The 20,916-nt window shown below is 66.4% G+C and carries 19 protein-coding genes; 10 read left to right on the top strand and 9 right to left on the bottom strand.

The features are described from left to right. Window positions 1–36: 36 nt before the first annotated feature. The 8 genes from tsaE (at window position 37) to hslV (ending at window position 10,745) form a co-directional block, all read left to right on the top strand. Complete coding sequence (tsaE, locus tag ABIE58_RS11630) at window positions 37–519, top strand: tRNA (adenosine(37)-N6)-threonylcarbamoyltransferase complex ATPase subunit type 1 TsaE (RefSeq protein WP_354544888.1); 483 nt, start codon at window positions 37–39, stop codon at window positions 517–519. After that, window positions 512–1,525, top strand: a complete 1,014-nt coding sequence (locus tag ABIE58_RS11625; RefSeq protein ID WP_354544887.1) for an aminoglycoside phosphotransferase family protein — start codon at window positions 512–514, stop codon at window positions 1,523–1,525. The genes tsaE and ABIE58_RS11625 overlap by 8 nt, the downstream gene beginning before the upstream one ends. Continuing rightward, window positions 1,522–2,217: a nucleotidyltransferase family protein gene (locus ABIE58_RS11620; protein WP_354544886.1), complete on the top strand. Its 696-nt coding sequence runs from the start codon at window positions 1,522–1,524 to the stop codon at window positions 2,215–2,217. The genes ABIE58_RS11625 and ABIE58_RS11620 overlap by 4 nt, the downstream gene beginning before the upstream one ends. After that, window positions 2,204–5,152, top strand: coding sequence for a double-strand break repair protein AddB (gene addB, locus ABIE58_RS11615; protein ID WP_354544885.1), 2,949 nt, complete (start codon window positions 2,204–2,206; stop codon window positions 5,150–5,152). Before ABIE58_RS11620 ends, addB begins: the two co-directional genes overlap by 14 nt. Continuing rightward, complete coding sequence (addA, locus tag ABIE58_RS11610) at window positions 5,149–8,523, top strand: double-strand break repair helicase AddA (protein ID WP_354544884.1); 3,375 nt, start codon at window positions 5,149–5,151, stop codon at window positions 8,521–8,523. The genes addB and addA overlap by 4 nt, the downstream gene beginning before the upstream one ends. A 57-nt stretch (window positions 8,524–8,580) precedes the next feature. Next, the gene (gene trxA, locus ABIE58_RS11605; RefSeq protein WP_354544883.1) at window positions 8,581–8,901 is read left to right on the top strand and encodes a thioredoxin; all 321 of its coding nucleotides are present in this window, start codon (window positions 8,581–8,583) and stop codon (window positions 8,899–8,901) included. A gap of 79 nt (window positions 8,902–8,980) precedes the next feature. Then, window positions 8,981–10,129 (top strand): amidohydrolase, encoded by a 1,149-nt coding sequence (locus ABIE58_RS11600; RefSeq protein ID WP_354544882.1) that lies wholly within the window; start codon window positions 8,981–8,983, stop codon window positions 10,127–10,129. 58 nt (window positions 10,130–10,187) lie between these two features. Next, window positions 10,188–10,745 carry an ATP-dependent protease subunit HslV gene (hslV, locus tag ABIE58_RS11595; protein ID WP_354544881.1) on the top strand — a complete coding sequence of 186 codons (558 nt, stop codon included), beginning with the start codon at window positions 10,188–10,190 and terminating at the stop codon, window positions 10,743–10,745. Here the strand turns inward: hslV and ABIE58_RS11590 are convergent. After that, on the bottom strand, window positions 10,736–11,071 hold the full coding sequence (locus tag ABIE58_RS11590; protein ID WP_354544880.1) for a BrnA antitoxin family protein: 336 nt from the start codon (window positions 11,069–11,071) through the stop codon (window positions 10,736–10,738). The genes hslV and ABIE58_RS11590 overlap by 10 nt on opposite strands. Further along, a complete protein-coding gene (locus ABIE58_RS11585) occupies window positions 11,037–11,300 on the bottom strand; it encodes a BrnT family toxin (protein ID WP_354544879.1) in 264 nt (87 codons plus the stop codon). Before ABIE58_RS11585 ends, ABIE58_RS11590 begins: the two co-directional genes overlap by 35 nt. Window positions 11,301–11,405: 105 nt before the next feature. On the opposite strand from ABIE58_RS11585, the gene hslU reads away from it, so the two are divergent. Then, a complete protein-coding gene (gene hslU / locus ABIE58_RS11580) occupies window positions 11,406–12,707 on the top strand; it encodes an ATP-dependent protease ATPase subunit HslU (RefSeq protein ID WP_354544878.1) in 1,302 nt (433 codons plus the stop codon). Window positions 12,708–12,881: 174 nt separating this feature from the next. Beyond that, on the top strand, window positions 12,882–14,510 hold the full coding sequence (locus ABIE58_RS11575) for a P-loop ATPase, Sll1717 family (RefSeq protein ID WP_354544877.1): 1,629 nt from the start codon (window positions 12,882–12,884) through the stop codon (window positions 14,508–14,510). Window positions 14,511–14,578: 68 nt separating this feature from the next. On the opposite strand, the gene ABIE58_RS11570 is transcribed toward ABIE58_RS11575, so the two are convergent. From ABIE58_RS11570 to ABIE58_RS11540, 7 genes are read right to left on the bottom strand one after another with little or no spacing between them, the layout of a single operon-like run. Continuing rightward, window positions 14,579–14,929 carry a RidA family protein gene (locus ABIE58_RS11570; protein WP_354544876.1) on the bottom strand — a complete coding sequence of 117 codons (351 nt, stop codon included), beginning with the start codon at window positions 14,927–14,929 and terminating at the stop codon, window positions 14,579–14,581. 21 nt (window positions 14,930–14,950) lie between these two features. After that, entirely contained in the window at window positions 14,951–16,045 is a 1,095-nt protein-coding gene (locus ABIE58_RS11565; RefSeq protein ID WP_354544875.1) for an NAD(P)/FAD-dependent oxidoreductase, read from the bottom strand. Next, window positions 16,042–17,070, bottom strand: coding sequence for a histone deacetylase family protein (locus ABIE58_RS11560; protein WP_354544874.1), 1,029 nt, complete (start codon window positions 17,068–17,070; stop codon window positions 16,042–16,044). Before ABIE58_RS11560 ends, ABIE58_RS11565 begins: the two co-directional genes overlap by 4 nt. After that, a complete protein-coding gene (locus ABIE58_RS11555) occupies window positions 17,067–17,549 on the bottom strand; it encodes a GNAT family N-acetyltransferase (RefSeq protein WP_354544873.1) in 483 nt (160 codons plus the stop codon). Before ABIE58_RS11555 ends, ABIE58_RS11560 begins: the two co-directional genes overlap by 4 nt. A gap of 3 nt (window positions 17,550–17,552) precedes the next feature. After that, entirely contained in the window at window positions 17,553–18,479 is a 927-nt protein-coding gene (gene kce / locus ABIE58_RS11550; RefSeq protein ID WP_354544872.1) for a 3,5-dioxohexanoate:acetyl-CoA acetone transferase, read from the bottom strand. Continuing rightward, window positions 18,479–19,831, bottom strand: a complete 1,353-nt coding sequence (locus ABIE58_RS11545) for an aminotransferase family protein (protein ID WP_354544871.1) — start codon at window positions 19,829–19,831, stop codon at window positions 18,479–18,481. Before ABIE58_RS11545 ends, kce begins: the two co-directional genes overlap by 1 nt. A gap of 4 nt (window positions 19,832–19,835) precedes the next feature. After that, window positions 19,836–20,906: an ABC transporter ATP-binding protein gene (locus tag ABIE58_RS11540; RefSeq protein ID WP_354544870.1), complete on the bottom strand. Its 1,071-nt coding sequence runs from the start codon at window positions 20,904–20,906 to the stop codon at window positions 19,836–19,838. Window positions 20,907–20,916: the final 10 nt, after the last annotated feature.

Here is a 20,916-nt window from a genome sequence, read left to right as displayed (position 1 = left end):
GCTTGCAGGCGCGGGCGGGCCGTGTAGTCTTGGCCCATGCCCGAGACCACCCGCCGCCTCCGCCTCACCAGCCCCGACGCCACCTGCGCGCTGGCGCAAACCATTGCCCCCACCCTCGGGGCGGGCGATGTGCTGCTGCTGTCGGGCCCGGTCGGCGCGGGCAAGACCCATTTTGCCCGCTGCCTGATTCGCGCGCTCACCTCGCCCGGTGAAGAGGTGCCCTCGCCCACCTACACGCTGGTGCAAACCTATCCCGGCCCCGCCACCGAGATATGGCACGCCGATCTCTACCGGCTCTGCGATCCCGCCGAGATCATCGAGCTTGGCCTGACCGAGGCGTTTGATGCCGCCATCGCCCTTGTCGAATGGCCTGACCGGCTTGGCGATCTTGCGCCCGAGGCCGCGCTCCACCTCGATTTCGCCCACGCCACCGCGCCCGAGACGCGCCACCTCACGCTGCGCTGGTCCGATCCGCGCTGGACACCCCGGCTGCGGCAAACGGAGGCGGCCAATGCCTGACAGAGCCCCCCTGATCGACCGCTTTCTTGACGCCAGCGGCTGGGGCGCGGCCACACGCGCGCCGCTGGCGGGCGACGCTTCCAACCGGCGCTACCTGCGCCTCACGCAGGCCGATGGCGCGCGCGCGGTGCTGATGGACGCCCCGCCCGAGCGCGGCGAGGACGTGCGCCCATTCACGGCGATCGCACACCACCTGCGCGGGCTTGGCTTCTCGGCCCCCGCGATCCTCGCCGAAGATACGCAGGCGGGCCTCCTGCTGCTCGAAGACCTTGGCGATGCGCTCTATGCCCGCATCCTCGAGGCGGCACCGGCAAAGGAACCCGAGCTTTACCGCGCCGCCACCGACCTGCTGGTGGAGTTGCACCGCCACGCGCCGCCCACGGGCCTTGCGCCCTACAGCCCGCCGCTCATGGCCGATCTCGCGTGCCTCGCGCTCGACTGGTATCGCCGGGGCGCGACCGGGGATGACGGCACCCCGCTGCGCCAGCCATTAAAGACGACAATAGAGACGCATCTTGCCGCCCTGCCCGGCACCGACACCGTGCTGATCCAGCGCGATTACCACGCCGAGAACCTCCTCTGGCTGCCCGAGCGCAGGGGCGTGGCCCGCGTCGGCCTGCTCGATTTCCAGGACGCGATGCGCGGCCACCCTGCCTATGATCTGGTCTCGCTGTTGCAGGACGCGCGCCGCGATGTCGCGCCCGCCACCGCCGGCGCGATGCTGGCGCATTACATCGCGGCCACCGGCGTGGATGCCGACACATTCACCACCGCGTTTCACTGGCTTGGCGCGCAACGCAACCTGCGCATTCTCGGCGTCTTTGCGCGGCTCTGCCTGCGCGACGGCAAGCCGCATTACCTGGGTCTCATCCCCCGCGTCTGGGCGCATCTGCAAACCGATCTGCGCCACCCCGCGCTCGCCCCCCTCGCGGCGCTGGTGGCCGAGGCGCTGCCGCCGCCCACGCCTGCCCTCTTGTCGCGGCTCAGGGCGGGCCGCGCGGCATGAGCCTTCCGGTGATGATCTTTGCCGCAGGCTTCGGCACCCGCATGGGCGCGCTCACCCGCGACCGCCCCAAGCCGCTGATCGAAGTGGCCGGGCGCGCGCTCATCGACCACGCGCTTGATCTCGTGCGCGCCTATGCCCCGCCGCGCATCGTGGTGAACCTGCATTACCGGGCCGACCAACTCGCGGCGCATCTCGCGGGGCGCGGCGGCGGCGTCCTGCTATCGCACGAGCAGCCCGATATCCTCGATACCGGGGGAGGCTTCCGCGCGGCGCTGCCGCTTCTCGGGGCGGGCGCGGTGCTGACGATGAATTCCGACGCGATCTGGCGCGGCCCCAACCCGCTCTTGCACCTCGCGCCGCTCTGGGACGCCGCGCGCATGGGCGCACTGCTCCTGTGCCTGCCGCCCGAACGCGCCCACGGCCATGCCGGACCGGGCGATTTCACGGCAGGTGACGAGGGCCGCCTTGCGCGCGGGCCGGGGCTTGTCTTTTCCGGGGTGCAGATCATCGACCCGGCCTGCCTCAAGAATATCCCCGAAACCGCCTTTTCGCTCAACCTCGCCTGGGACAGGCTCGCCGCCGAGGGGCGGCTTTTTGGCGCGGTCTATCCCGGCCATTGGTGCGATGTCGGCCACCCGGACGGTATCGCACGCGCCGAGGAGATGCTGGGGCAGGGCCATGTTCGAGACTGATCCCGCCCCGCGCCTCTTTGGCCTCGCACCGGGGGTGGATTTCCCCCGCGCGCTCATCGACGGGCTGCGCGCGCGGCTGGGCCACGCCCCGCCCGAGGCGCTGGCGCGGGTGCAGATCATCGTCAACACCCGTCGCATGGCGCGCCGCCTCGCCGAGATATTCGACGAAGGTCCGCCCTGCCTGCTGCCGCGCCTGAGCCTCTTGACCGATCTCGGCGAAAGCTGGGAGGCGGGGCGCATCCCGCCCCCCGCGCCGCGCCTGCGCAGACAGCTTGAGCTGGCGCAGCTTGTCTCGGCGCTTCTGGATCGCGCGCCCGATATCGCCCCGCGCAGCGCCGTTTTCGGCCTCGCCGACAGCCTTGCCAAGCTCATCGACGAAATGCATGGCGAGGGGGTTTCACCGGACACCATCACCGCGCTCGATGTCGCCGATCAATCCGGGCACTGGGCGCGGATCAAGACCTTTCTCGAGATCATTCGCCCCTGTTTCGACGCCCCCCCCGACGCGCCTGACCCCGAGGCCCGCCAGCGCCGCGTGGTCACGGCGCTGATCGCCGAATGGGCCGCGCGCCCGCCTGCCCATCCGGTGATCGTTGCAGGCTCCACCGGCTCGCGCGGGGCAACGCATCTGCTGATGCAGGCGGTGGCGCGGCTGCCGCAGGGGGCGGTGGTGCTGCCCGGCTTCGATTTCGACGCGCCCGCCCATGTCTGGGAGACGCTGACCGATCCGCTGACCTCCGAGGACCATCCGCAATTCCGCTTTGCGCGGCTGGCCCACGGGGCCGGGATCACGCCCGAGGCGATCCGCCCCTGGCACGACGCCCCGCCGCCCTGCGCGGCGCGCAACAGACTGGTCTCGCTGGCGCTGCGACCGGCCCCCGTTACCGATCAATGGCTGCGCGACGGGCCGCGCCTCAGCGATATCCCCGAGGCGATGCGGCACGTCACCCTGGTCGAGGCCCCCGACACGCGGCGCGAGGCGCTGGCCATCGCCATGCGCCTGCGCGCCGCCGCCGAGGAGGGCATCACCGCCGCCCTCATCACCCCCGATCGCACGCTCAGCCGCCAGGTCACCGCCGCGCTCGATCGCTGGCGCATCCGGCCCGATGACAGCGCCGGGCAGCCGCTGCACCTGTCGCCGCCGGGGCGCTTTCTGCGCCATGTCGCCGATCTTTTTGCCACCCGCACCGGGGCCGACGCGCTGCTGGCGCTGCTCAAGCACCCGCTCACCCATCAGGGGGCCGCGCGCGGCACGCATCTGCGGCTGACCGGGCTGCTGGAGCATCATCTGCGCCGCCACGCCCCGCCCTATCCCGAGGCCGCCGCGCTGCGCGACTGGGCCGCCGCGAGGCAGGAGGCAGAGCCGGAGCTTGGCCCGTGGATCGACTGGCTTTGCACCTGCCTCATCGGGCGCGACCGTCCCGGTCCCGACCCTCTCGGCCTGCTGGTCACCGCCCATCGCGCGCTGGCCGAGCGGATCGCGCGCGGGGCCGACGCCCCCGATGGCAGCGGCACGCTCTGGGACAAGGCCGCCGGTGAAGAGGCGCGCAAGGCGATGGACGAGTTGGCCGCCGAGGCCCCCTCGGGCGGGGCCATGACGCCGCAAGACTACACCCGCCTGGTGCATGACACGCTCGCCGCGCGCGAGGCGCGCGACCCGACGGAGCCGCATCCCCGCATCCGCATCTGGGGCACGCTCGAGGCGCGGGTGCAGGGCGCCGACCTGCTCATCCTCGGCGGGCTCAACGAGGGCGGCTGGCCCGATCCGCCGCCGCCCGATCCGTGGCTCAACCGCGCGCTGCGGGTGCAGGCGGGGTTACTCTTGCCCGAGCGGCGGATCGGGCTTCAGGCGCATGATTTCCAGCAGGCCATCGCCGCGCGCGAGGTCTGGCTCACGCGGTCGATCCGGTCGGCGGATGCGCAAACGGTGGTGTCGCGCTGGCTCAACCGGGTGCAGAACCTGCTTGGCGGCCTGCCCGATCAAGGCGGCCCCGAGACGCTCGCGGCGATGCGCGCGCGGGGGCGTGAGTGGCTGCACCGCGCGGCGCTCCTCGAAGCGCCGGGCGAGGTGCCCCGCGCGCCCCGGCCCGCACCCTGCCCGCCGCCTGATCTGCGCCCCGACAAGCTCCGGGTCACCGAGATCCAGACCCTGATCCGCGACCCATACGCCATCTATGCCCGCCACATCCTGCACCTGCGCCCGCTCGATCCGCTGATGAAGGTGCCCGACGCGCTGTTGCGCGGCACCGTTCTGCACAGCATCCTGGAGCGGTTCATCACCGCGACGCAGGCGCATCCCGAGCGGCTCACCCCTGCCGCGCTGATGGCGGAAACAGAGGCGGTTCTGGCCCAGACCGTGCCCTGGGCCGAGGCCCGCGCGCTCTGGCTTGCGCGGATGGAGCGGGTGGCGGAATGGTTCATCGCGGGCGAGATCGCGCGGCGCGACGGGGCGCAGCCTGCGGCCCTCGAACGCCCGGCCACGCTGACCCTAGCCGATCCGCCCTTCACCCTCACCGGCAAGGCCGACCGCATCGACATCGACGCGCATGGCCGCGCGCTGCTTTATGATTACAAGACCGGCGAGCCGCCCAAACCCAGGGAGCAGGCGCATTTCAACAAGCAACTCCTGCTCGAGGCGGCGATGGTCGAACGCGGCGATTTCGAGGGGCTTGGCCCGATGCCGGTGCTGCGCGCGGCCTATATCGGCATGGGGGGCAAGCCCACCGAGGTCGAGGCCCCGCTCGACGAGGCCCCGACCGCCACGATCCTGTCACAACTGGCCGACCTCATCGCCGCCTATCGCGATCCCGCCACCGGCTATGTCGCCCGCCGGGCCCCGCGCAACATCGCCGCGCGCGGCGATTACGATCAGCTTGCCCGCCACGGCGAGTGGGATATCACCGACCCGCCGCACCGCATCAAGGTGGGGTCATGACCGCGCTGCACCCGGCCTCTCTCGCCCAGATCATCGCCGCGCGGCCCGACCGCTCTACCTGGCTCTCGGCCAATGCCGGGTCGGGCAAGACCCGCGTGCTCACCAACCGGGTGGCGCGGCTCTTGCTCGACGGGGTCAACCCGCAGCACATCCTGTGCCTGACCTATACCAAGGCCGCCGCCAGCGAGATGCAGATCCGCCTCTTCGACACGCTGGGCCGCTGGGCGATGATGCCCGATGATGCCCTGTCGCGGGCGCTCGACACGCTCGGCCACGAGGGCGGGACCGGGTCCGAGGTGCTGCGCCGCGCGCGCCGCCTGTTCGCGCAGGCGATCGAGACGCCGGGGGGGCTGCGCATCCAGACGATCCACGCGTTTTGCGCGGCGCTCTTGCGGCGGTTTCCGCTCGAGGCCGGCGTGACCCCGGATTTCACCGAGATCGACGACCAGACCGCCCGCCTACTGCGCGCCGAGATCATCGAAGAGATCGCCGCCGGGCCCGAGGCGCACAGGCTCACCGCGCTGGCGCGCCACCATACCGGCGAGAGCGTCGATGCGCTGGCGCAGGATATCCTCGGCCATCAGGCCGGATTTGCCCGCGAGATGAGCGATGCCACGCTCTGCGCCCTGCTTGGCCAGCCCGAGGGGCTGAGCCGCGACAGCATCGCGCGCGGGCTCTTTCTCGGCGATGAGGCGGGGCTTCTCGACGCGCTGCTACCGGTGCTGCGCGCAAGCTCCACCAACGATGTGAAGGCCGCGAAAAAACTCGCCACGCTCACCGCGCTCGATTTCGACGCGCTGCCGGTGCTGGAGGGGGTGTTTCTCACCGGGGCGGGCGCGAAAGAGCCGTTCTCGGCCAAGATCGGCAGCTTCCCGACCAAGGCGGTGCGCGAGACGCTCGGGCCGGTGATGGACCGGATCGAGCAATGGATGGCCCGCGTCGAGACCGCCCGCGAGGCGCGCCTTGCGCTCGTCACGATCGAGCGCACGCGCGCGCTGCATGATTTCGCGCGCGCCTTCATCGGGCACTATGCGAGCGCGAAACAGCGGCGCGGCCTCTTGGATTTCGACGATCTGATCTGGCGCGCGCGCGACCTGCTCACCGATCCGGCGGTGGCGGCATGGGTGCTCTACCGGCTCGATGGCGGGATCGACCATATCCTTGTCGACGAGGCGCAGGATACCAGCCCCGTGCAATGGCAGGTGATCGAGCGGCTGGCGCAGGAATTCACCTCGGGCGAGGGCGCGCGCGCCGATGTGGCGCGCACGATCTTCGTGGTGGGGGATCGCAAACAGTCGATCTATTCCTTTCAGGGGGCCGATGCGCGCGAATTCGACCGGATGCGCCGCGAATTCGGCCAGCGGCTCGCGGCCACCGGCACGCCCCTACAAGAACGCCGTCTCGACTATTCCTTCCGCTCCTCTCCGGCCATTTTGCGGGCGGTCGATAGCTGCCTCTCGGGGGCCGAGGAAAGCGGTTTCGCGCCGGATCAAAGCCACATCGCCTATTTCGATACCCTGCCCGGCCGTGTTGACCTCTGGCCGCCCGTGGCCAAGCCCGACGCGCCCGAAGATCCGCCTTGGCACCACCCCGTCGATATCCCCGCCGAGACCGCGCCCGAGGTCATGCTAGCGAAAGAGATCGCCGAGCATATTCGCGGGCTGCTGGAGGCGGGCACGGCGCTGCCCGATCATGACGCGCCGGGCGGCGCGCGGCGGCTGCGGGCGGGCGATGTGCTGATCCTCGTGCGCTCTCGCGGACGGCTCTTTCACGAGATCATCCGCGCCTGCAAAACCGCCGATCTGCCGGTGGCCGGGGCCGACCGGCTCAAGGTGGGTGGCGAATTGGCGGTGCGCGATCTTGCCGCGCTGCTGTCGTTTCTCGCCACCGAAGACGACGATCTGTCGCTCGCCACCGCCCTGCGCTCGCCGCTCTTTGGCCTTTCCGAGGCAGAGCTGTTCGAGCTTGCCGCCCCTCGTGGCACCCGATCCCTGTGGGATGCGGTCCACGCCGCCCGCGCCATCCATCCCGAGACCTTTGCCATCCTCGACGACCTCCGCCATCAGGCCGATTTCCTGCGCCCCTATGACCTGATCGAGCGGGTGCTCACCCGCCACGGGGGCCGCCACCGCCTGCTTTCCCGGCTTGGCCCCGAGGCCGAGGACGGCATCGACGCGCTTCTGGGCCAGGCGATGGCCTATGAGGGGCAAGCGGTCAGCAGCCTCACCGGGTTCCTCGTCTGGATGGAAACCGACGAGATGGAGATCAAGCGCCAGATGGACAGCGCCGGAGACCGTATCCGCGTGATGACCATCCACGGGGCCAAGGGGCTGGAGGCCCCCGTGGTCATCCTGCCCCAGACCGGCCAGTGGCGCGCCCCGCCGATGCCCGCGATATTAGAGCACGCGGGCACGCCCGTCTGGCGCGGCAGCAAGGAGGACATGCCCCGCGCGCTGGCCAGCGCCGCCGAGGCGGCCCTTGCCGCGCAACTGGCCGAGCGCGACCGCCTTCTTTACGTCGCCATGACGCGGGCGGAAACATGGCTCATCGTGGCGGCGGCGGGCGATCTCGGCAAGGATGGCGCGGCGTGGCATGACCGCGTGCGCGCGGGCCTCTTGCAGGCGGGCGCAGAGGACTGCGCGCATCCCACCGGCCCCGGCCTGCGCCTCGCCACCGGCGCATGGCCGCAAACGGCCCCCGATCCGGCCCGGACCGCGCCCGAGACCGAAACGGCACTCGACCCGCTCTTTGCCGCGCATGCCCCCGCCCATGTGGATGCGCTGCCGCCGCTCAGCCCCTCGGATCTTGGCGGGGCTTCTGCCCTGCCCGGCGACACCGGCCTTGACGAGGCCGCCGCCAAGCGCCGGGGGCGGCAGGTCCATCGCCTGCTCGAAATCCTGCCGCCGCTGCCGCCCGCCGAGCGCGCCCATGCCGCGCGCACGCTTTTGCGCCACGGGGTGGACGCGGCGCAGGATGCGGAAATCGCGCTCTTGCTGGCCGAGGCGGAAAAGGTGCTGGGCACGCCCTCGCTCGCACCGCTCTTTGCCGCCGATGCGCTGGCCGAGGTGCCGATCACCGCCACGCTCGACCGCTTGGGCGGGCGGCGCATCCACGGGGTGATCGACCGGCTGATCCTTGCCCCCGACCGCGTGCTTGCGGTGGATTTCAAGACCAACGCCACCCTGCCCGAGCGCCCCGAGGACGTGCCCGAGGGCCTGCTGCGGCAGATGGGGGCCTATGCCCACGCGCTGGCGCAGGTCTATCCCGACCGCGAGATCGCCACCGCGCTCTTGTGGACGCGCACCGCCACGCTCATGGCCCTGCCACACGCGCTTGTGACCGCAGCGCTTGACCGGGCCGCCATCGCTTGACGCCGGGGGCGGGGCTACATAGGTTCAGCTCAAGTTCCAGACACAAGGAGAGAGCCAATGGCCACCGTCGCCGTAACCGATGCCACCTTCGACGCCGAGGTGAAGAATTCCGATATCCCCGTCGTGGTGGATTTCTGGGCCGAATGGTGCGGCCCCTGCAAGCAGATCGGCCCCGCGCTCGAAGAGCTTGCCGTCGAGATGGGAGGCCGAATCAAGGTCGCCAAGGTCGATGTGGACAGCAACCCCGATTCCGCCGTGGCGATGGGCGTGCGCGGCATTCCGGCACTGTTCATCTTCAAGAATGGCGAGGTCGTCTCCAACCGCGCCGGCGCCGCCCCCAAGGCCGCGCTGCAAAGCTGGATCGAAGACAGCATCTGACTACCTGCCAAGACCGCTTTAGAAGGGCCGCGCCACGCGCGGCCCTTTTCTTTTGCGCCGATATAAGCATGATCGCGCCATGACCCTCACCCATGCCGACATCACCGATCTCACCGCGCTGCGCCGCAGGCTCCACCGCCACCCCGAGATATCGGGGGCGGAGTGTGAGACCGCCCACCGCATCACCGACGCCCTTGGCCCATGCGCCCCCGATCACCTGCTCACCGGGCTGGGCGGGCATGGCATCGCCGCCATATACGAGGGCACGGCACCGGGCCCCACCGTGCTCTTTCGCTGCGAGTTGGACGCCCTGCCCATCGCCGAGACCGGCGCGGCCCCGCATCGCTCGACCGTGCCGGGCACCGGGCATCTCTGTGGCCATGACGGGCATATGGCGATTGTTGTGGGCCTCGCGCGCCTGCTCGCGCGGGCAAGGCCTGCGCGGGGCCGCACCGTGCTGCTCTTCCAGCCCGCCGAGGAAACCGGCGCAGGCGCGGCGGCGGTGATCGCCGATCCGCGATTCGCGGCCATTGCGCCGGATTATGCCTTTGCGCTGCACAACCTGCCCGGCCTGCCGCTGGGCCATGTCTCGCTCATCCCCGGCCCGGTGGCCTGCGCCTCGCGCGGGATGGAGATCACGCTTGCCGGCACATCCGCCCATGCCTCGCAGCCCGAAACCGGCACCTCGCCGATGATGGCCCTGGCCCGGCTCATGCCCGCGCTTACCGCGCTGTCGCATGGCACGGTGGCGGCGCGCGGCTTTACCCTCGCCACCGTCACCCATGCCCGGATGGGCGCGCCCGCCTTTGGCATCGCGCCGGGCGAGGCGGTGCTTCACGCCACGCTGCGCACGCTCACCGATGACGGCATGGCGGCCCTCGTGGCGCAGGCCGAAACGCTGGTGGCGGAGGCCGCGCGCGCGCAGGGCCTCGGGGCCGAAATCGCCTGGCACGACATCTTTGCCCATTGCGAAAACCACCCCGAGGCCACCCGCCGCATCGCGGATGCGCTCGACGCGCTCGGCCTGCCGCATCACGGGCGCGGCCTGCCGATGCGCCCCTCCGAGGATTTCGGGCAGTTCGGTCACACGGCCTGCGCCGCCATGCTGTTTCTCGGCGCGGGTGTGGATCATCCGGCGCTGCACAACCCCGATTACGACTTTCCCGACGACCTGATCCCGCTGGGCGCGCGGATATTTCACCGCATCGCCCGCGACCTGCTGGGATGAACGTCTTGCACCGCGCGCGCACGCCTTCCATATAGGGCGGGCGATACCCGGAGGGCATATGAGCGACCAATTTCCAGGCTGGCACGGCACCACCATCATCGCAGTGCGCAAGGGCGGCGAGGTCGTCGTTGCGGGCGACGGGCAGGTGAGCCTTGGCCAGACCGTCATCAAGGGCTCAGCGCGCAAGGTGCGCCGCCTGTCGCCCGGCGGTCATGACGTGGTGGCCGGTTTCGCCGGATCGACGGCGGATGCGTTCACGCTGCTGGAGCGGCTAGAAAGCAAGCTTGAGGCCACGCCGGGGCAGTTGCAGCGCGCCTGCGTCGATCTGGCCAAGGACTGGCGCACCGACAAATACCTGCAAAAGCTCGAGGCGATGCTGATCGTCACCGATGGCGCACAGCTTTACGTCATCACCGGCGCGGGCGACGTGCTCGAGCCAGAGCATGACGTGGCCGCCATCGGCTCGGGCGGTAATTTCGCGCTCGCCGCCGCGCGCGGCTTGGCGGAAAAGACCGACCTTTCAGCCGAGGAAATTGCCCGCAAGGCCATGGCGATCGCCGCCGATATCTGCGTTTACACCAATGGCAACCTGACGGTGGAGACGATTCAGCCCTGACCAGAGGTCTTGGCCTCCATATAGGCGCGCAACACGGCGTTCATCCGCGTCTGATAGCCTTTGCCCTGACGCTTGAAGAATGCCAGCACATCGGCGTCCAGCCGCAGCGAGACAGGTTTTTTCGCCTCGGGCAAATCTTGCGGCTTGAGTGCCCCCGCCCGCACAAAGACCGCGCGGGCAAAATCCCACTCGGGTTCGTCGAAATCGGGATCATCCACAGGCTGCGCATCCAGTTCCGCCTCGCGCCGGACGCGCTCCCAATCGGTCTGCCCCTGTTGGTGCCGGATTTCCTCAAGGCTCATGCGCGTGATAGTCTCGTCGCTCATTTCTCTTTGCCCTCCTCGCGGATATCAGCCGCAGCTCATCACCGCGACGGGTGAACACCACGGCATATTCCAAACCGCCGACCATGCCGATTGCCAGCCATCGCGGTTCTTCGCGATGCGATGGAATAATCAGCAATCGTCCCCCGAACATGGGCAGCACATCGACGAAGTCGATACCGTGTTTGGCCAGAACGGCCTTGCGCTTTCCCTCGTCCCAGGAAAACCTCATCGCGCTTCTTCTGATGTATATACGATATGTATATACAATTTTCAACCCCTTCAAATCCCCCCGCACACTGCGTATCTCTGCGCCAAACCGGTAAAGGAATCCTCAATGACCGACCTCACCCCCCGCGAGATCGTCTCGGAGCTTGACCGCTTCATCATCGGTCAAGGCGACGCCAAGCGCGCCGTGGCCGTAGCGCTGCGCAATCGCTGGCGACGCAAGCAACTGCCCGATGAGTTGCGCGACGAGGTCTATCCCAAGAATATCCTGATGATCGGCCCCACCGGCGTCGGCAAGACCGAAATCAGCCGCCGCCTCGCCAAACTCGCCCGCGCGCCGTTCATCAAGATCGAGGCCACAAAATTCACCGAAGTCGGCTATGTCGGCCGCGATGTCGAGCAGATCATCCGCGATCTTGTCGATACCGCCATCGCCCAGACCCGCGAGTGGATGCGCGAGGATGTGCGCACCCGCGCCAAGGCCGCTGCCGAGGAACGCGTCATCACCGCCATCGCCGGCGAGGATGCCCGCGACGCCACCCGCGAGATGTTCCGCCGCAAGCTGCGCGACGGGCTGCTTGACGACACGGTGATCGAGATCGACGTGGCCGACACCTCCAACCCGCTTGGCGGGATGGAGATTCCCGGCCAGCCCGGCGGCCAGATGATGAACCTGGGCGATATTTTCGGCAAGGCATTCGGCACCCGCACCACCCGCAAGCGCGTCACCGTCGCCGAGAGCCACGACCTGCTGATCGGTGAGGAGGCCGACAAGCTGCTTGACGACGAGGCCGTGACCCGCACCGCGCTCGACGCCGTGGAGCAGAACGGTATCGTCTTTCTCGACGAGATCGACAAGGTCTGCGCCCGCGCCGATGCCCGCGGCGGCGATGTCAGCCGCGAGGGCGTGCAGCGCGACCTGCTGCCGCTCATCGAAGGCACGAGCGTCTCCACCAAGCACGGCGCGGTCAGGACCGATCATATCCTCTTTATCGCAAGCGGGGCGTTCCACATCGCCAAACCCTCCGATCTCTTGCCCGAACTGCAAGGCCGCCTGCCGATCCGGGTCGAGCTGCGCGCGCTCACCGAGGCCGATTTCATCCGCATCCTGACCGAGACCGACAACGCGCTGACGCTGCAATATACTGCGCTGATGGGCACCGAGGAGGTCACGGTCAGCTTCACCGAGGACGGCATCGCCGCGCTCGCCCATATCGCGGCGGAGGTCAATCAATCCGTTGAGAACATCGGCGCGCGGCGGCTCTACACCGTGATGGAGCGCGTATTCGAGGAGTTGAGCTTCACCGCCCCCGACCGCTCGGGCGAGAGCGTGGTGGTGGATGCGGGCTTCGTGGAGAAGAACCTCGGCGCGTTGATGCGCTCGGCGGATTTGTCGAGGTATGTGTTGTGAGGGGGAAAACTCAGCTAGGGTGGGAGACTGACTGACTCACTTACTAAGTGTCCCAACTAGCATGTCACTAAAACAACAGGATACTATGCATGTGACTCCTATTTTGGTTATCGATAAACAAAATACACGGATATCCGTATAATTAAAATCAAGCTTAGTAGGTAGACTATCGCAATGGCTGTAAACAAAATCATACTGAATGAAGATGCGAATATCGGCCAAAATGGGGCCGAGAATGATGATGAGTTTCTATTCAAATGCTTTATAGATCATCCTTCATATAATGTCATAACAGACGTCAACTCACCTACAACTTTTCTACTTGGAAGCACCGGTGCTGGCAAGACAGCAATTCTTCGAATGATAAATCGACAGGAAGACAATGTTGCCGATTTGGCAGTTCATGATATGGCAATGAACCATATTGCAAATAGTGACACCATTATCTTCCTTAAAACTCTTAATGTGGATTTGAACTTGTTTTTCCAAGCCCTTTGGCGCCATGTTTTTTGCATAGAATACATAAAGCTTGCCATTCATGCGCGTGACAAAGATCAGTTCCAGTACAAGATCGCAAAAATTTACGACTCGCTCACGCGCAATAAGACGAGAGAGAAGCTTGAGAACTTCATTGCGAATCATGAAGAACAATTCTGGAATACAATAGATGAAAATGTTATTGAGCTAACTGATTCATTGGAGAGGGAGTTCAGTGCTAATTTTGGGGGCGAGTTGAGAAAATTTGTTACTAGAGCTGGCTATGTTCATGGCCTTGGATCACAGCAGAAAATTCAGTTGCAACAAAGGGCTAGAAAGTTTTTAAATGATGCAACGTTATCCGAATTGCCCGCAGTTATTTCAGCATTGTCCGACTTCACGCGAGGAAGACAAGACAAATACTACATCACGGTGGATGGTCTCGACGAGCACTGGGTTGATGAAGACATAAAATTTCAGCTAATACAGGCGTTGTTTGAAAGCCTGAAGGGTCTGAAGAAACTAAGAAATTTTCAAGTTGTGGTGGCGCTTCGAAACGATCTTTACGTCAAAATGGTTCGCGAAACCCCGTCTTCTAGGCGACAGCTTGAAAAGTACGATGACTTAATTATACGTATGCGTTGGACAGATGGACAGTTGAAGGATCTGGCTGAGAAAAGAATTGGTGAAATGTTCCGTAAAAAATATTCATCTGAAAACGTTCGATTTGAAGATATATTTAAACAACGGCCCACGACGAAGTCGGACCCATGGGATTTTATCTTTGAGCGAACTCTTCGCAGACCACGAGATGTCATCAACTTCATAAATCTGGCAATGCGAGCGTCGGAAGGAAAATCAGCGGTAAGTAAAAATGCATTCTTGAAAGGAGAGGCTGATTATTCCAATTTGAGACTGGAAACTCTGAAGCACGAGTGGTCTGGCACATTTCCAGGAATATACATCCTACTTGAACTCCTACGTGACCGACCCGCATATCGTGAAACAAGTGAACTTTTACACACCAAGTTCATTGAACAACTGTACGATGCTTTTGGGCAAGACAAAGCACTGTACAGCGATGAGATATGGTTGCGTTTGGTGTCATTCGTAAACGAATCGATTATTTTAGAGCCAATTGAGTTAGCTCAAATGGTGCTTTACCGACTACACTTGATAGGTTCGGTGGGGTTAAAGCTGCGGAATGATCGTCCGTGGGATTGGATTTTTGAAACCAATCGCCCTGTCTCGGAACAACAGATCGACAGTACAACAAAATTTAGAGTACATCCTATGCTATTTGCCGCTTTGAGCATAAGAAAGTAGCAAGCGTAGGGTGGGTATTTATACCCACACCACCCCCGCCCCTGTGTCTCATCCCCCCCCCGCGCCGCTCAGCCCATCGCGGCGGTGACGATCAGTTCCACCTTGTAGTCGGGCGTGGCGAGACGTGCCTCGCCGCAGGCGCGGACGGGGCTGTGGCCCTCGGGCACCCAGGCATCCCAGACGGCATTCATCTCGGCGAAATCATCCATATCGGCCAGCCAGATCACGCATTGCAGGATGCGCGTGGCGTCCGATCCGGCCTCGGCCAGAAGCGCCTCGACCTTTTCCAGGCAGGTGCGGGTCTGGTCGGCGACGCTGTCGCCGGGATTGCCGACCTGCCCGGCCAGATAAACGGTGCCGTTATGGGTGACGATCTGGCTCATGCGCGGGCCGGTGTGGTGGCGGGTGATCTCGGTCATGGATGTGTCCTTTCGGTTGGGTCAGCAAAAACGGTCGGGGGCGAGCGCGGCACGGGTGGCCGCGTCGAGCACAGGCGCGGCCCCGCTCAAGAGCGCGGCGCTCAATTGCGATAGCGCGGGCGCGGTCTGCACGCCATAGCCGCCCTGCCCCGCCAGCCAGAAAAAGCCCGTCGCACGGGGATCGGCCCCCGCCACCGGCGTGCGGTCGGGGGCAAAGGTGCGCAAGCCCGCCCAGCTATGCTCGACCCGCGTCACCTCATGCGTCACCGCCTGCTCGAACCGGTGCAGACCCTCGGCAAGCACCATGTCGTCGGGCCAGGCATCGTGGGGATCGACCGGGTCTTCATCGGCGGGCGAGACCATGAGCTTGCCCGCCTCGGGCTTGGCATACCAGGTCTCGGCGATGGAGCCGAAGATCGGCCAATGCTCGGTCTCGTGGCCCTCGGGCGCGGGGATGATCGCGGCGGAACGGCGATAGGGTTGCAGGCCAAGACGCGGCAGACCGGCCAGCGCCGCCACATCATCGGCCCAGGCGCCTGCGGCGTTGACCACGGTGGGGGCGGTGAACGTGCCCTGCGCGGTCTCGACATGCCATTGCCCGGCCTCGCGGCGCAGCGCCTTTACAGCCGCGCCGGTGACGATCCGCCCAGCGCGCGCGCGCAGCATCCGCGCGTAGCCCTGCAACAGCAGGTCCACGTCGATACCGCGCGCGGCGCGTTCGATCATCGCGCCTGCGATGCGCTCGGGGCGCAGGATGGGGACGATCGCGGCGGCCTCACGGCCCGTCAGCCGCTCCACCCCCAACGCCCCGTCAAGATAGGCGTCGAGCACCGGCAATTCGTCCTCGGAGGCGATCATCAATTCGCCGCGCGGGCTCAGGATCGGTGTGTCGCTGATCTCTCCCGGCTGCTCGAAAATCGGCTCGGCGGCGGCGTTGAGGGCGCGCAGCGTGGCGTTGCCGTAATTGCGAATAAAGATCGCCGCCGAACGGCCCGTGGCGTGATAGCCGATCTGCGGCTCGCTCTCCAGCACCGTGACAGAGGCCCCGGCGCGGGCGCATTCCGCCGCCGCACTCACCCCCGCGATACCGCCGCCGATGACGATGATGTCGGTCATGGCCTTGCCCCCTCGAAGCCGGTCAGCGTGGCGGTCAGGTTCTGGCCCAACTCGTCACACAGATAGCCCCCCTCCTGCACGAAGAGCGTGGGCAGGCCCAGCCCCGCGATCGCCGCACCGATGCGCCCGAAGCCCGGCGTGGTGATGGCAAGGCCCTGGAACGGATCGCCCTCATAGGCGTCAAGGCCAAGCGCCACCACCACCGCATCGGCCCCGAAATTCTCGATCCGCTCCAGCGCGCGGTCGAGCGTCTTGAGATACTCATCATCGCCGGTCTTGCGCGGCAGCGGCAGGTTGAGGTTATAGCCGATGCCGCGCCCCTCGCCGCGTTCATGGGCATGGCCCCAGAAGAACGGATAGAACCGTTCGGGATCGGCATGGACCGAGACGGTGAGCACGTCGTCGCGGGTGTAGAAAATGCCCTGCGTGCCGTTGCCGTGATGCACGTCCACGTCAAGGATCGCCGCGCGCCGCCCCACCATACGCAACCGTTCGGCGGCGATGGCGGCGTTGTTCAAGAAACAGAACCCCCCCGCCAGATCGCCAAAGGCATGGTGCCCCGGCGGGCGGCATAGGGCATAGGCGGCGCGCTCTCCAGCGGCCAGAAGATCGGCCCCGGTCACCGCCGACTGCGCCGACCAATAGGCGGCCTCCCATGTGCCCGCACCGATGGGACAGGCGGTATCGGCCTGATGATAGCCCGCTTGGCCCGCGGCGGATTTCGGGTAGCCGTCGCCGCGCGTGGCGGGATGGATGTTGGGGATCACCTCCGGCCCGCCGCCCTCGATGCGCTGCCAGCGGGTGTGGATCGTGCGAAGGAAGGTAACATACTCCGGCGAATGGAGCGCCGCAATCGGCCCGAGCCCGGCATCGCGGGGCGCGATGATCTCGCACCCAGCCGCCCGCGCGCCATCGGTCAGCCGCGCGATGCGCTCGGGCTGTTCAGGGCTGGGCTGGATCACGCCATTGGCCATGAAATGCTGCGGGTCATGCGCCCACTGGCGGTCGTCGAAAATGGCCTTCATCTGCCCTCTCCCTTCAATCTGTCAAACCCTGCCCGTGGCAGGCGCATCTGCGTCACGCGCGTCTGCGGCGCAAACCCCAACCGCTCGTAGAACCGGCGCGAGGCGGTGCTGTGGCCATAGACTGCCAGCGTCATCCACTCCGCGCCCCAGAGCGTGCCCGCCCGTCGCGCCACCTCGGCCAGCACCGCGCGTCCAAGCCCCTGCCCGCGCGTCGCGGCATCCACCCACAGATCCGAGACATACACCCCCGCCGCCCCCTGCGCGGTGGAAAACACCGGGCTGTAAAGCGCCGCGCCGGTCAGATCATCGACCATCGCCAAAAGCCCGTAAGCCGCAGGCGTGTCGCCCGTCAACCCGGCGCGCAAGGCGTCAAGGCCCGCCACATGGCGGTCGCCCAGATCGCGGCTCAGCGCGCGCAAGGCCCGATCCAGCAGGACCAGATCCGCCTCTGTCGTGACCGCGCGAAACTCCGTCACCATGCCTCAGATCACCGTCCGGTCCGCGCCCTTGAGGCGCAGCAGGCGGCGCGCGCCGTCCGCATCCACCACCTCGCGGCCCATCGCCTCGACGATGCCGCGCACCTTGGCGACCTGCTCGGCGTTGGAGCGCGCAAGCCTGCCGCGCGCGATGGTCAGGCTGTCCTCCAGCCCAACGCGCACATGCCCGCCCATCGCCGCCGCCTGCGCCGCCATCGGCATCTGGTGACGGCCCGCCGCCAGCACGGAAAACATGTAGTCATCGCCAAAGAGCTTGTCGGCGATGCGCACCATGTGTGTAAGGTTCTCGGGGTCCGGCCCCATGCCGCCCAGCACGCCGAACACGAACTGGATGAAATAGGGGGCCTCGATCAGGCCCCGGTCGGCGAAATGGCGCAGCATGTAGAGGTGCCCCAGATCGTAGCATTCGAATTCGAACCGCGCGCCGCGCTCCTGGCCCAGCTCGGTCAGGATGCGGGCGATGTCGCGCGGGGTGTTCTTGAACACCAGATCGTCGGAGCCCTCCAGAAACGGCTTTTCCCAATCGTGCCGCCAGTCGGTGATGCGCCCGGCCATCGGGTAGAGGGCGAAATTCATCGTGCCCATGTTGAGCGAGGCCATTTCCGGCGCGGCCTCTTTCGGGGCGGCGAGGCGGTCATCAAGCGTCATCACCGCGCTGCCCCCGGTCGAGAGGTTCAGCACCGCGTCGCAGCCCTGTTTCAGGCGCGGCAGGAAGGCGCGGAAATGCGCGGGGTCGGCGGAGGGCTGGCCCGTCGCGGGATCGCGCGCGTGCAGGTGCAGGATCGCCGCGCCGGCCTCTGCCGCGCCGATCCCCGCTTGCGCGATCTCGTCGGCAGTCACCGGCAGGTGCGGCGACATGCTCGGCGTGTGGATCGAGCCGGTGAGCGCGCAGGTGATGATGATCTCGCGCATTATACGGCCCGGTCCAGCGCGGGGCGGATTTCCTCGGTGAACTCTGCCAGCGAGGCATCGAGCATCTCGGTGATTTCATCGAGATGCGTCTCGGTCGCGATCATCGGCGGGGCGACGATGATATGATCGCCCTCGGTGCCATCGCGGGTGCGCCGCGAATAGACGATCAGCCCCTTGTCATAGGCGATCTGCACGAAGCGATCAAAGGCGCGCAGCCCCTTGGGCAGGGGGGCCTTGGTGCCCCGGTCGGCCATGAACTCGAACGCCGTGAGCAACCCCTTGCCGCGCACATCGCCGATGATGGCGTAGCGCTGCATCAGGCCCTCCAGCCGCTCTTTCAGCTTCCCCCCCATGCGCGCCGCGTTGCCCACCAGATCCTGCCGCTCGATCTCGTCGATCACGGCCAGACCGGCGGCGCAGGCCAGCGGGTTGCCGGCATAGGTAAAGCCATGCGCGAACCCGCCCGCATCGAGCACCGCCTCCACCAGCCGCTCATGCGCCACCATCGCGCCCAAGGGCACGTAACCGGCGGCAAAGCCCTTGGACATGACGATGATATCGGGGGCGAGGTTCCAATGCTCGGAGGCGAGGAACCTGCCGGTGCGCCCGGCGCCGGTCATCACCTCGTCGAGAATGAGCAGCACGCCGTATTTGCGGCAAATCTCCTGCACCCGCTCCATATATCCCTTGGGCGGCACCAGCGCCCCGGTCGAGGCCCCGCCAATCGGCTCGACGATAAAGGCCAGCACGCTGTCGGGGCCTTCCTCCAGTATCTTCGCCTCCAGCATGTCGGCATAGTGGTGGCCGGTGGCCTCATCCTCGGGATCGAGCCCGTCGAGATAGGCGCGGGGCGCGGGGATTTTCGGCATCATTCGCATCATCGGCGCGAACGGCTCTGTCAGCGGCGCGTAAGAGGTGATCGCCAGCGCCCCCAGCGTGCAGCCGTGATAGGAGGGCGCGCGGCTGATGATCTTCCAGCGGCTGCCCTCGCCTGTGGCCAGCGCATATTGCCGCGCCAGCTTCATCGCCGATTCCACCGCCTCGGACCCGCCCGAGACAAAGAACACCCGGTTGAGGCCCTCGGGGGACAAGGCGGCGGTCTTGGCGGCGAGTTTCTCCGATGCCTCGGTCTCGAAATGCAACCGGTAGCCGAAGGTGGATTTCTCCATCTGGCGGCGCATCGCCTCCAGCACGTTCTCGTTGGAATGGCCGATATTGCAGACCATCGCGCCGCTTGACCCGTCAAGATAGCGCTTGCCGTCCACGTCCCACATATAAACGCCGCGCGCCTGATCGAGCACCGGCTTGCGCCCGCGCCCCTGGTAGAAAAGATGAGAGGGTTTCACGTTCATTCCATTATCCCGGAAGCGCCGCGCAATCCTGCGGGCGCAAATGCAGATGAACCGCGTCGCCCGCGGCAAAGGGGTGTTCGTCGATCATGTTGATGGCCTGCAACTGCGCGTCGCCCGCGCGCACGAAATAGCGCACGGCCTGGCCCTGGTAATCCACCGTCTCTACCGTGGCGGGGACCGAGATGGTGCCCTCGGGGGCGGGGCCCTTGGCCAGCAGCAGCTTTTCGGCGCGCAGGACCAGCTTGGCGGGGCCTGTGCCGGTGAGGTTGGGAGCCTTGGCCGCAGGCACTTTGATCCGGCCAAAGGTCGATTCTTCTAGCATCACCGCCCCGGCATGGTCGGTGCATTTCGCCGTCAGGATGTTGGACGCGCCGAGGAAATTGGCCACGAATTCCGAGGCGGGGGTGTTGTAGACCTCCTCGGGCTTGCCCACCTGCTCCACCCGGCCCTCGGACATCACCACGATCAGGTCCGACATCGCCAGAGCCTCGGACTGATCGTGCGTGACAAAGACGGTGGTGACGCCGATACGCTCCTGAATGCGCTTCAACTCCACCCGCATATCCTCGCGCAGGTTGGCGTCGAGCGCCGAAAGCGGCTCGTCCAAGAGCAGAACATCCGGCTCGATCACGATGGCGCGGGCCAGCGCGATGCGCTGTTGCTGCCCGCCCGACAGCTCCTTGGGGTAGCGGTCGGCGACATGGGGCAATTGCACGAGGTCCAGCGCCGCCTGCACCTTGGCGGGGATGTCGGATTTCGGCACGTCGCGGTATTTGAGGCCAAAGGCCACGTTCTCGGCCACGGTCTTGTGCGGGAAAAGCGCGTAATTCTGGAACACGAGGCCCAGGTTACGCTTGTGGATGGGCACGTCGTTGACGCGGCGGCCGCCGATCAGGATCTCGCCCTCGGTCGGGTCAAGCAGCCCGGCGATCATCCGCAGGTTGGTGGTCTTGCCACAGCCCGAGGGGCCGAGCAGCGTGACGAACGCCCCTTCGGGGATTTCCAGCGTGGTGCGATGCACGGCGGTGAGGGCACCGAACCGCTTGACGATATTGTTGAGGGTGACGGCGCTCATTGGCGGCCTC

Source organism: Roseovarius sp. MBR-78 (genome assembly GCF_040547535.1).
Taxonomy (GTDB): Bacteria; Pseudomonadota; Alphaproteobacteria; order Rhodobacterales; family Rhodobacteraceae; genus Roseovarius.
This window is presented reverse-complemented; position numbering and strand designations above follow the sequence as displayed.

Excerpts from the sequence above, each read along its gene's own strand:
- trxA (WP_354544883.1), top strand. The coding sequence starts at position 8,581 with ATGGCCACCGTCGCCGTAACCGATGCCACCTTCGACGCCGAGGTGAAG.
- ABIE58_RS11545 (WP_354544871.1), bottom strand. The coding sequence starts at position 19,831 with ATGAACGTGAAACCCTCTCATCTTTTCTACCAGGGGCGCGGGCGCAAG.
- ABIE58_RS11560 (WP_354544874.1), bottom strand. The coding sequence starts at position 17,070 with ATGAAGGCCATTTTCGACGACCGCCAGTGGGCGCATGACCCGCAGCAT.
- hslV (WP_354544881.1), top strand. The coding sequence starts at position 10,188 with ATGAGCGACCAATTTCCAGGCTGGCACGGCACCACCATCATCGCAGTG.
- kce (WP_354544872.1), bottom strand. The coding sequence starts at position 18,479 with ATGCGCGAGATCATCATCACCTGCGCGCTCACCGGCTCGATCCACACG.
- ABIE58_RS11625 (WP_354544887.1), top strand. The coding sequence starts at position 512 with ATGCCTGACAGAGCCCCCCTGATCGACCGCTTTCTTGACGCCAGCGGC.
- ABIE58_RS11570 (WP_354544876.1), bottom strand. The coding sequence starts at position 14,929 with ATGACCGAGATCACCCGCCACCACACCGGCCCGCGCATGAGCCAGATC.
- ABIE58_RS11600 (WP_354544882.1), top strand. The coding sequence starts at position 8,981 with ATGACCCTCACCCATGCCGACATCACCGATCTCACCGCGCTGCGCCGC.
- ABIE58_RS11575 (WP_354544877.1), top strand. The coding sequence starts at position 12,882 with ATGGCTGTAAACAAAATCATACTGAATGAAGATGCGAATATCGGCCAA.
- addA (WP_354544884.1), top strand. The coding sequence starts at position 5,149 with ATGACCGCGCTGCACCCGGCCTCTCTCGCCCAGATCATCGCCGCGCGG.
- hslU (WP_354544878.1), top strand. The coding sequence starts at position 11,406 with ATGACCGACCTCACCCCCCGCGAGATCGTCTCGGAGCTTGACCGCTTC.
- ABIE58_RS11555 (WP_354544873.1), bottom strand. The coding sequence starts at position 17,549 with ATGGTGACGGAGTTTCGCGCGGTCACGACAGAGGCGGATCTGGTCCTG.
- ABIE58_RS11565 (WP_354544875.1), bottom strand. The coding sequence starts at position 16,045 with ATGACCGACATCATCGTCATCGGCGGCGGTATCGCGGGGGTGAGTGCG.
- tsaE (WP_354544888.1), top strand. The coding sequence starts at position 37 with ATGCCCGAGACCACCCGCCGCCTCCGCCTCACCAGCCCCGACGCCACC.
- ABIE58_RS11540 (WP_354544870.1), bottom strand. The coding sequence starts at position 20,906 with ATGAGCGCCGTCACCCTCAACAATATCGTCAAGCGGTTCGGTGCCCTC.
- ABIE58_RS11620 (WP_354544886.1), top strand. The coding sequence starts at position 1,522 with ATGAGCCTTCCGGTGATGATCTTTGCCGCAGGCTTCGGCACCCGCATG.
- addB (WP_354544885.1), top strand. The coding sequence starts at position 2,204 with ATGTTCGAGACTGATCCCGCCCCGCGCCTCTTTGGCCTCGCACCGGGG.
- ABIE58_RS11585 (WP_354544879.1), bottom strand. The coding sequence starts at position 11,300 with ATGAGGTTTTCCTGGGACGAGGGAAAGCGCAAGGCCGTTCTGGCCAAA.
- ABIE58_RS11590 (WP_354544880.1), bottom strand. The coding sequence starts at position 11,071 with ATGAGCGACGAGACTATCACGCGCATGAGCCTTGAGGAAATCCGGCAC.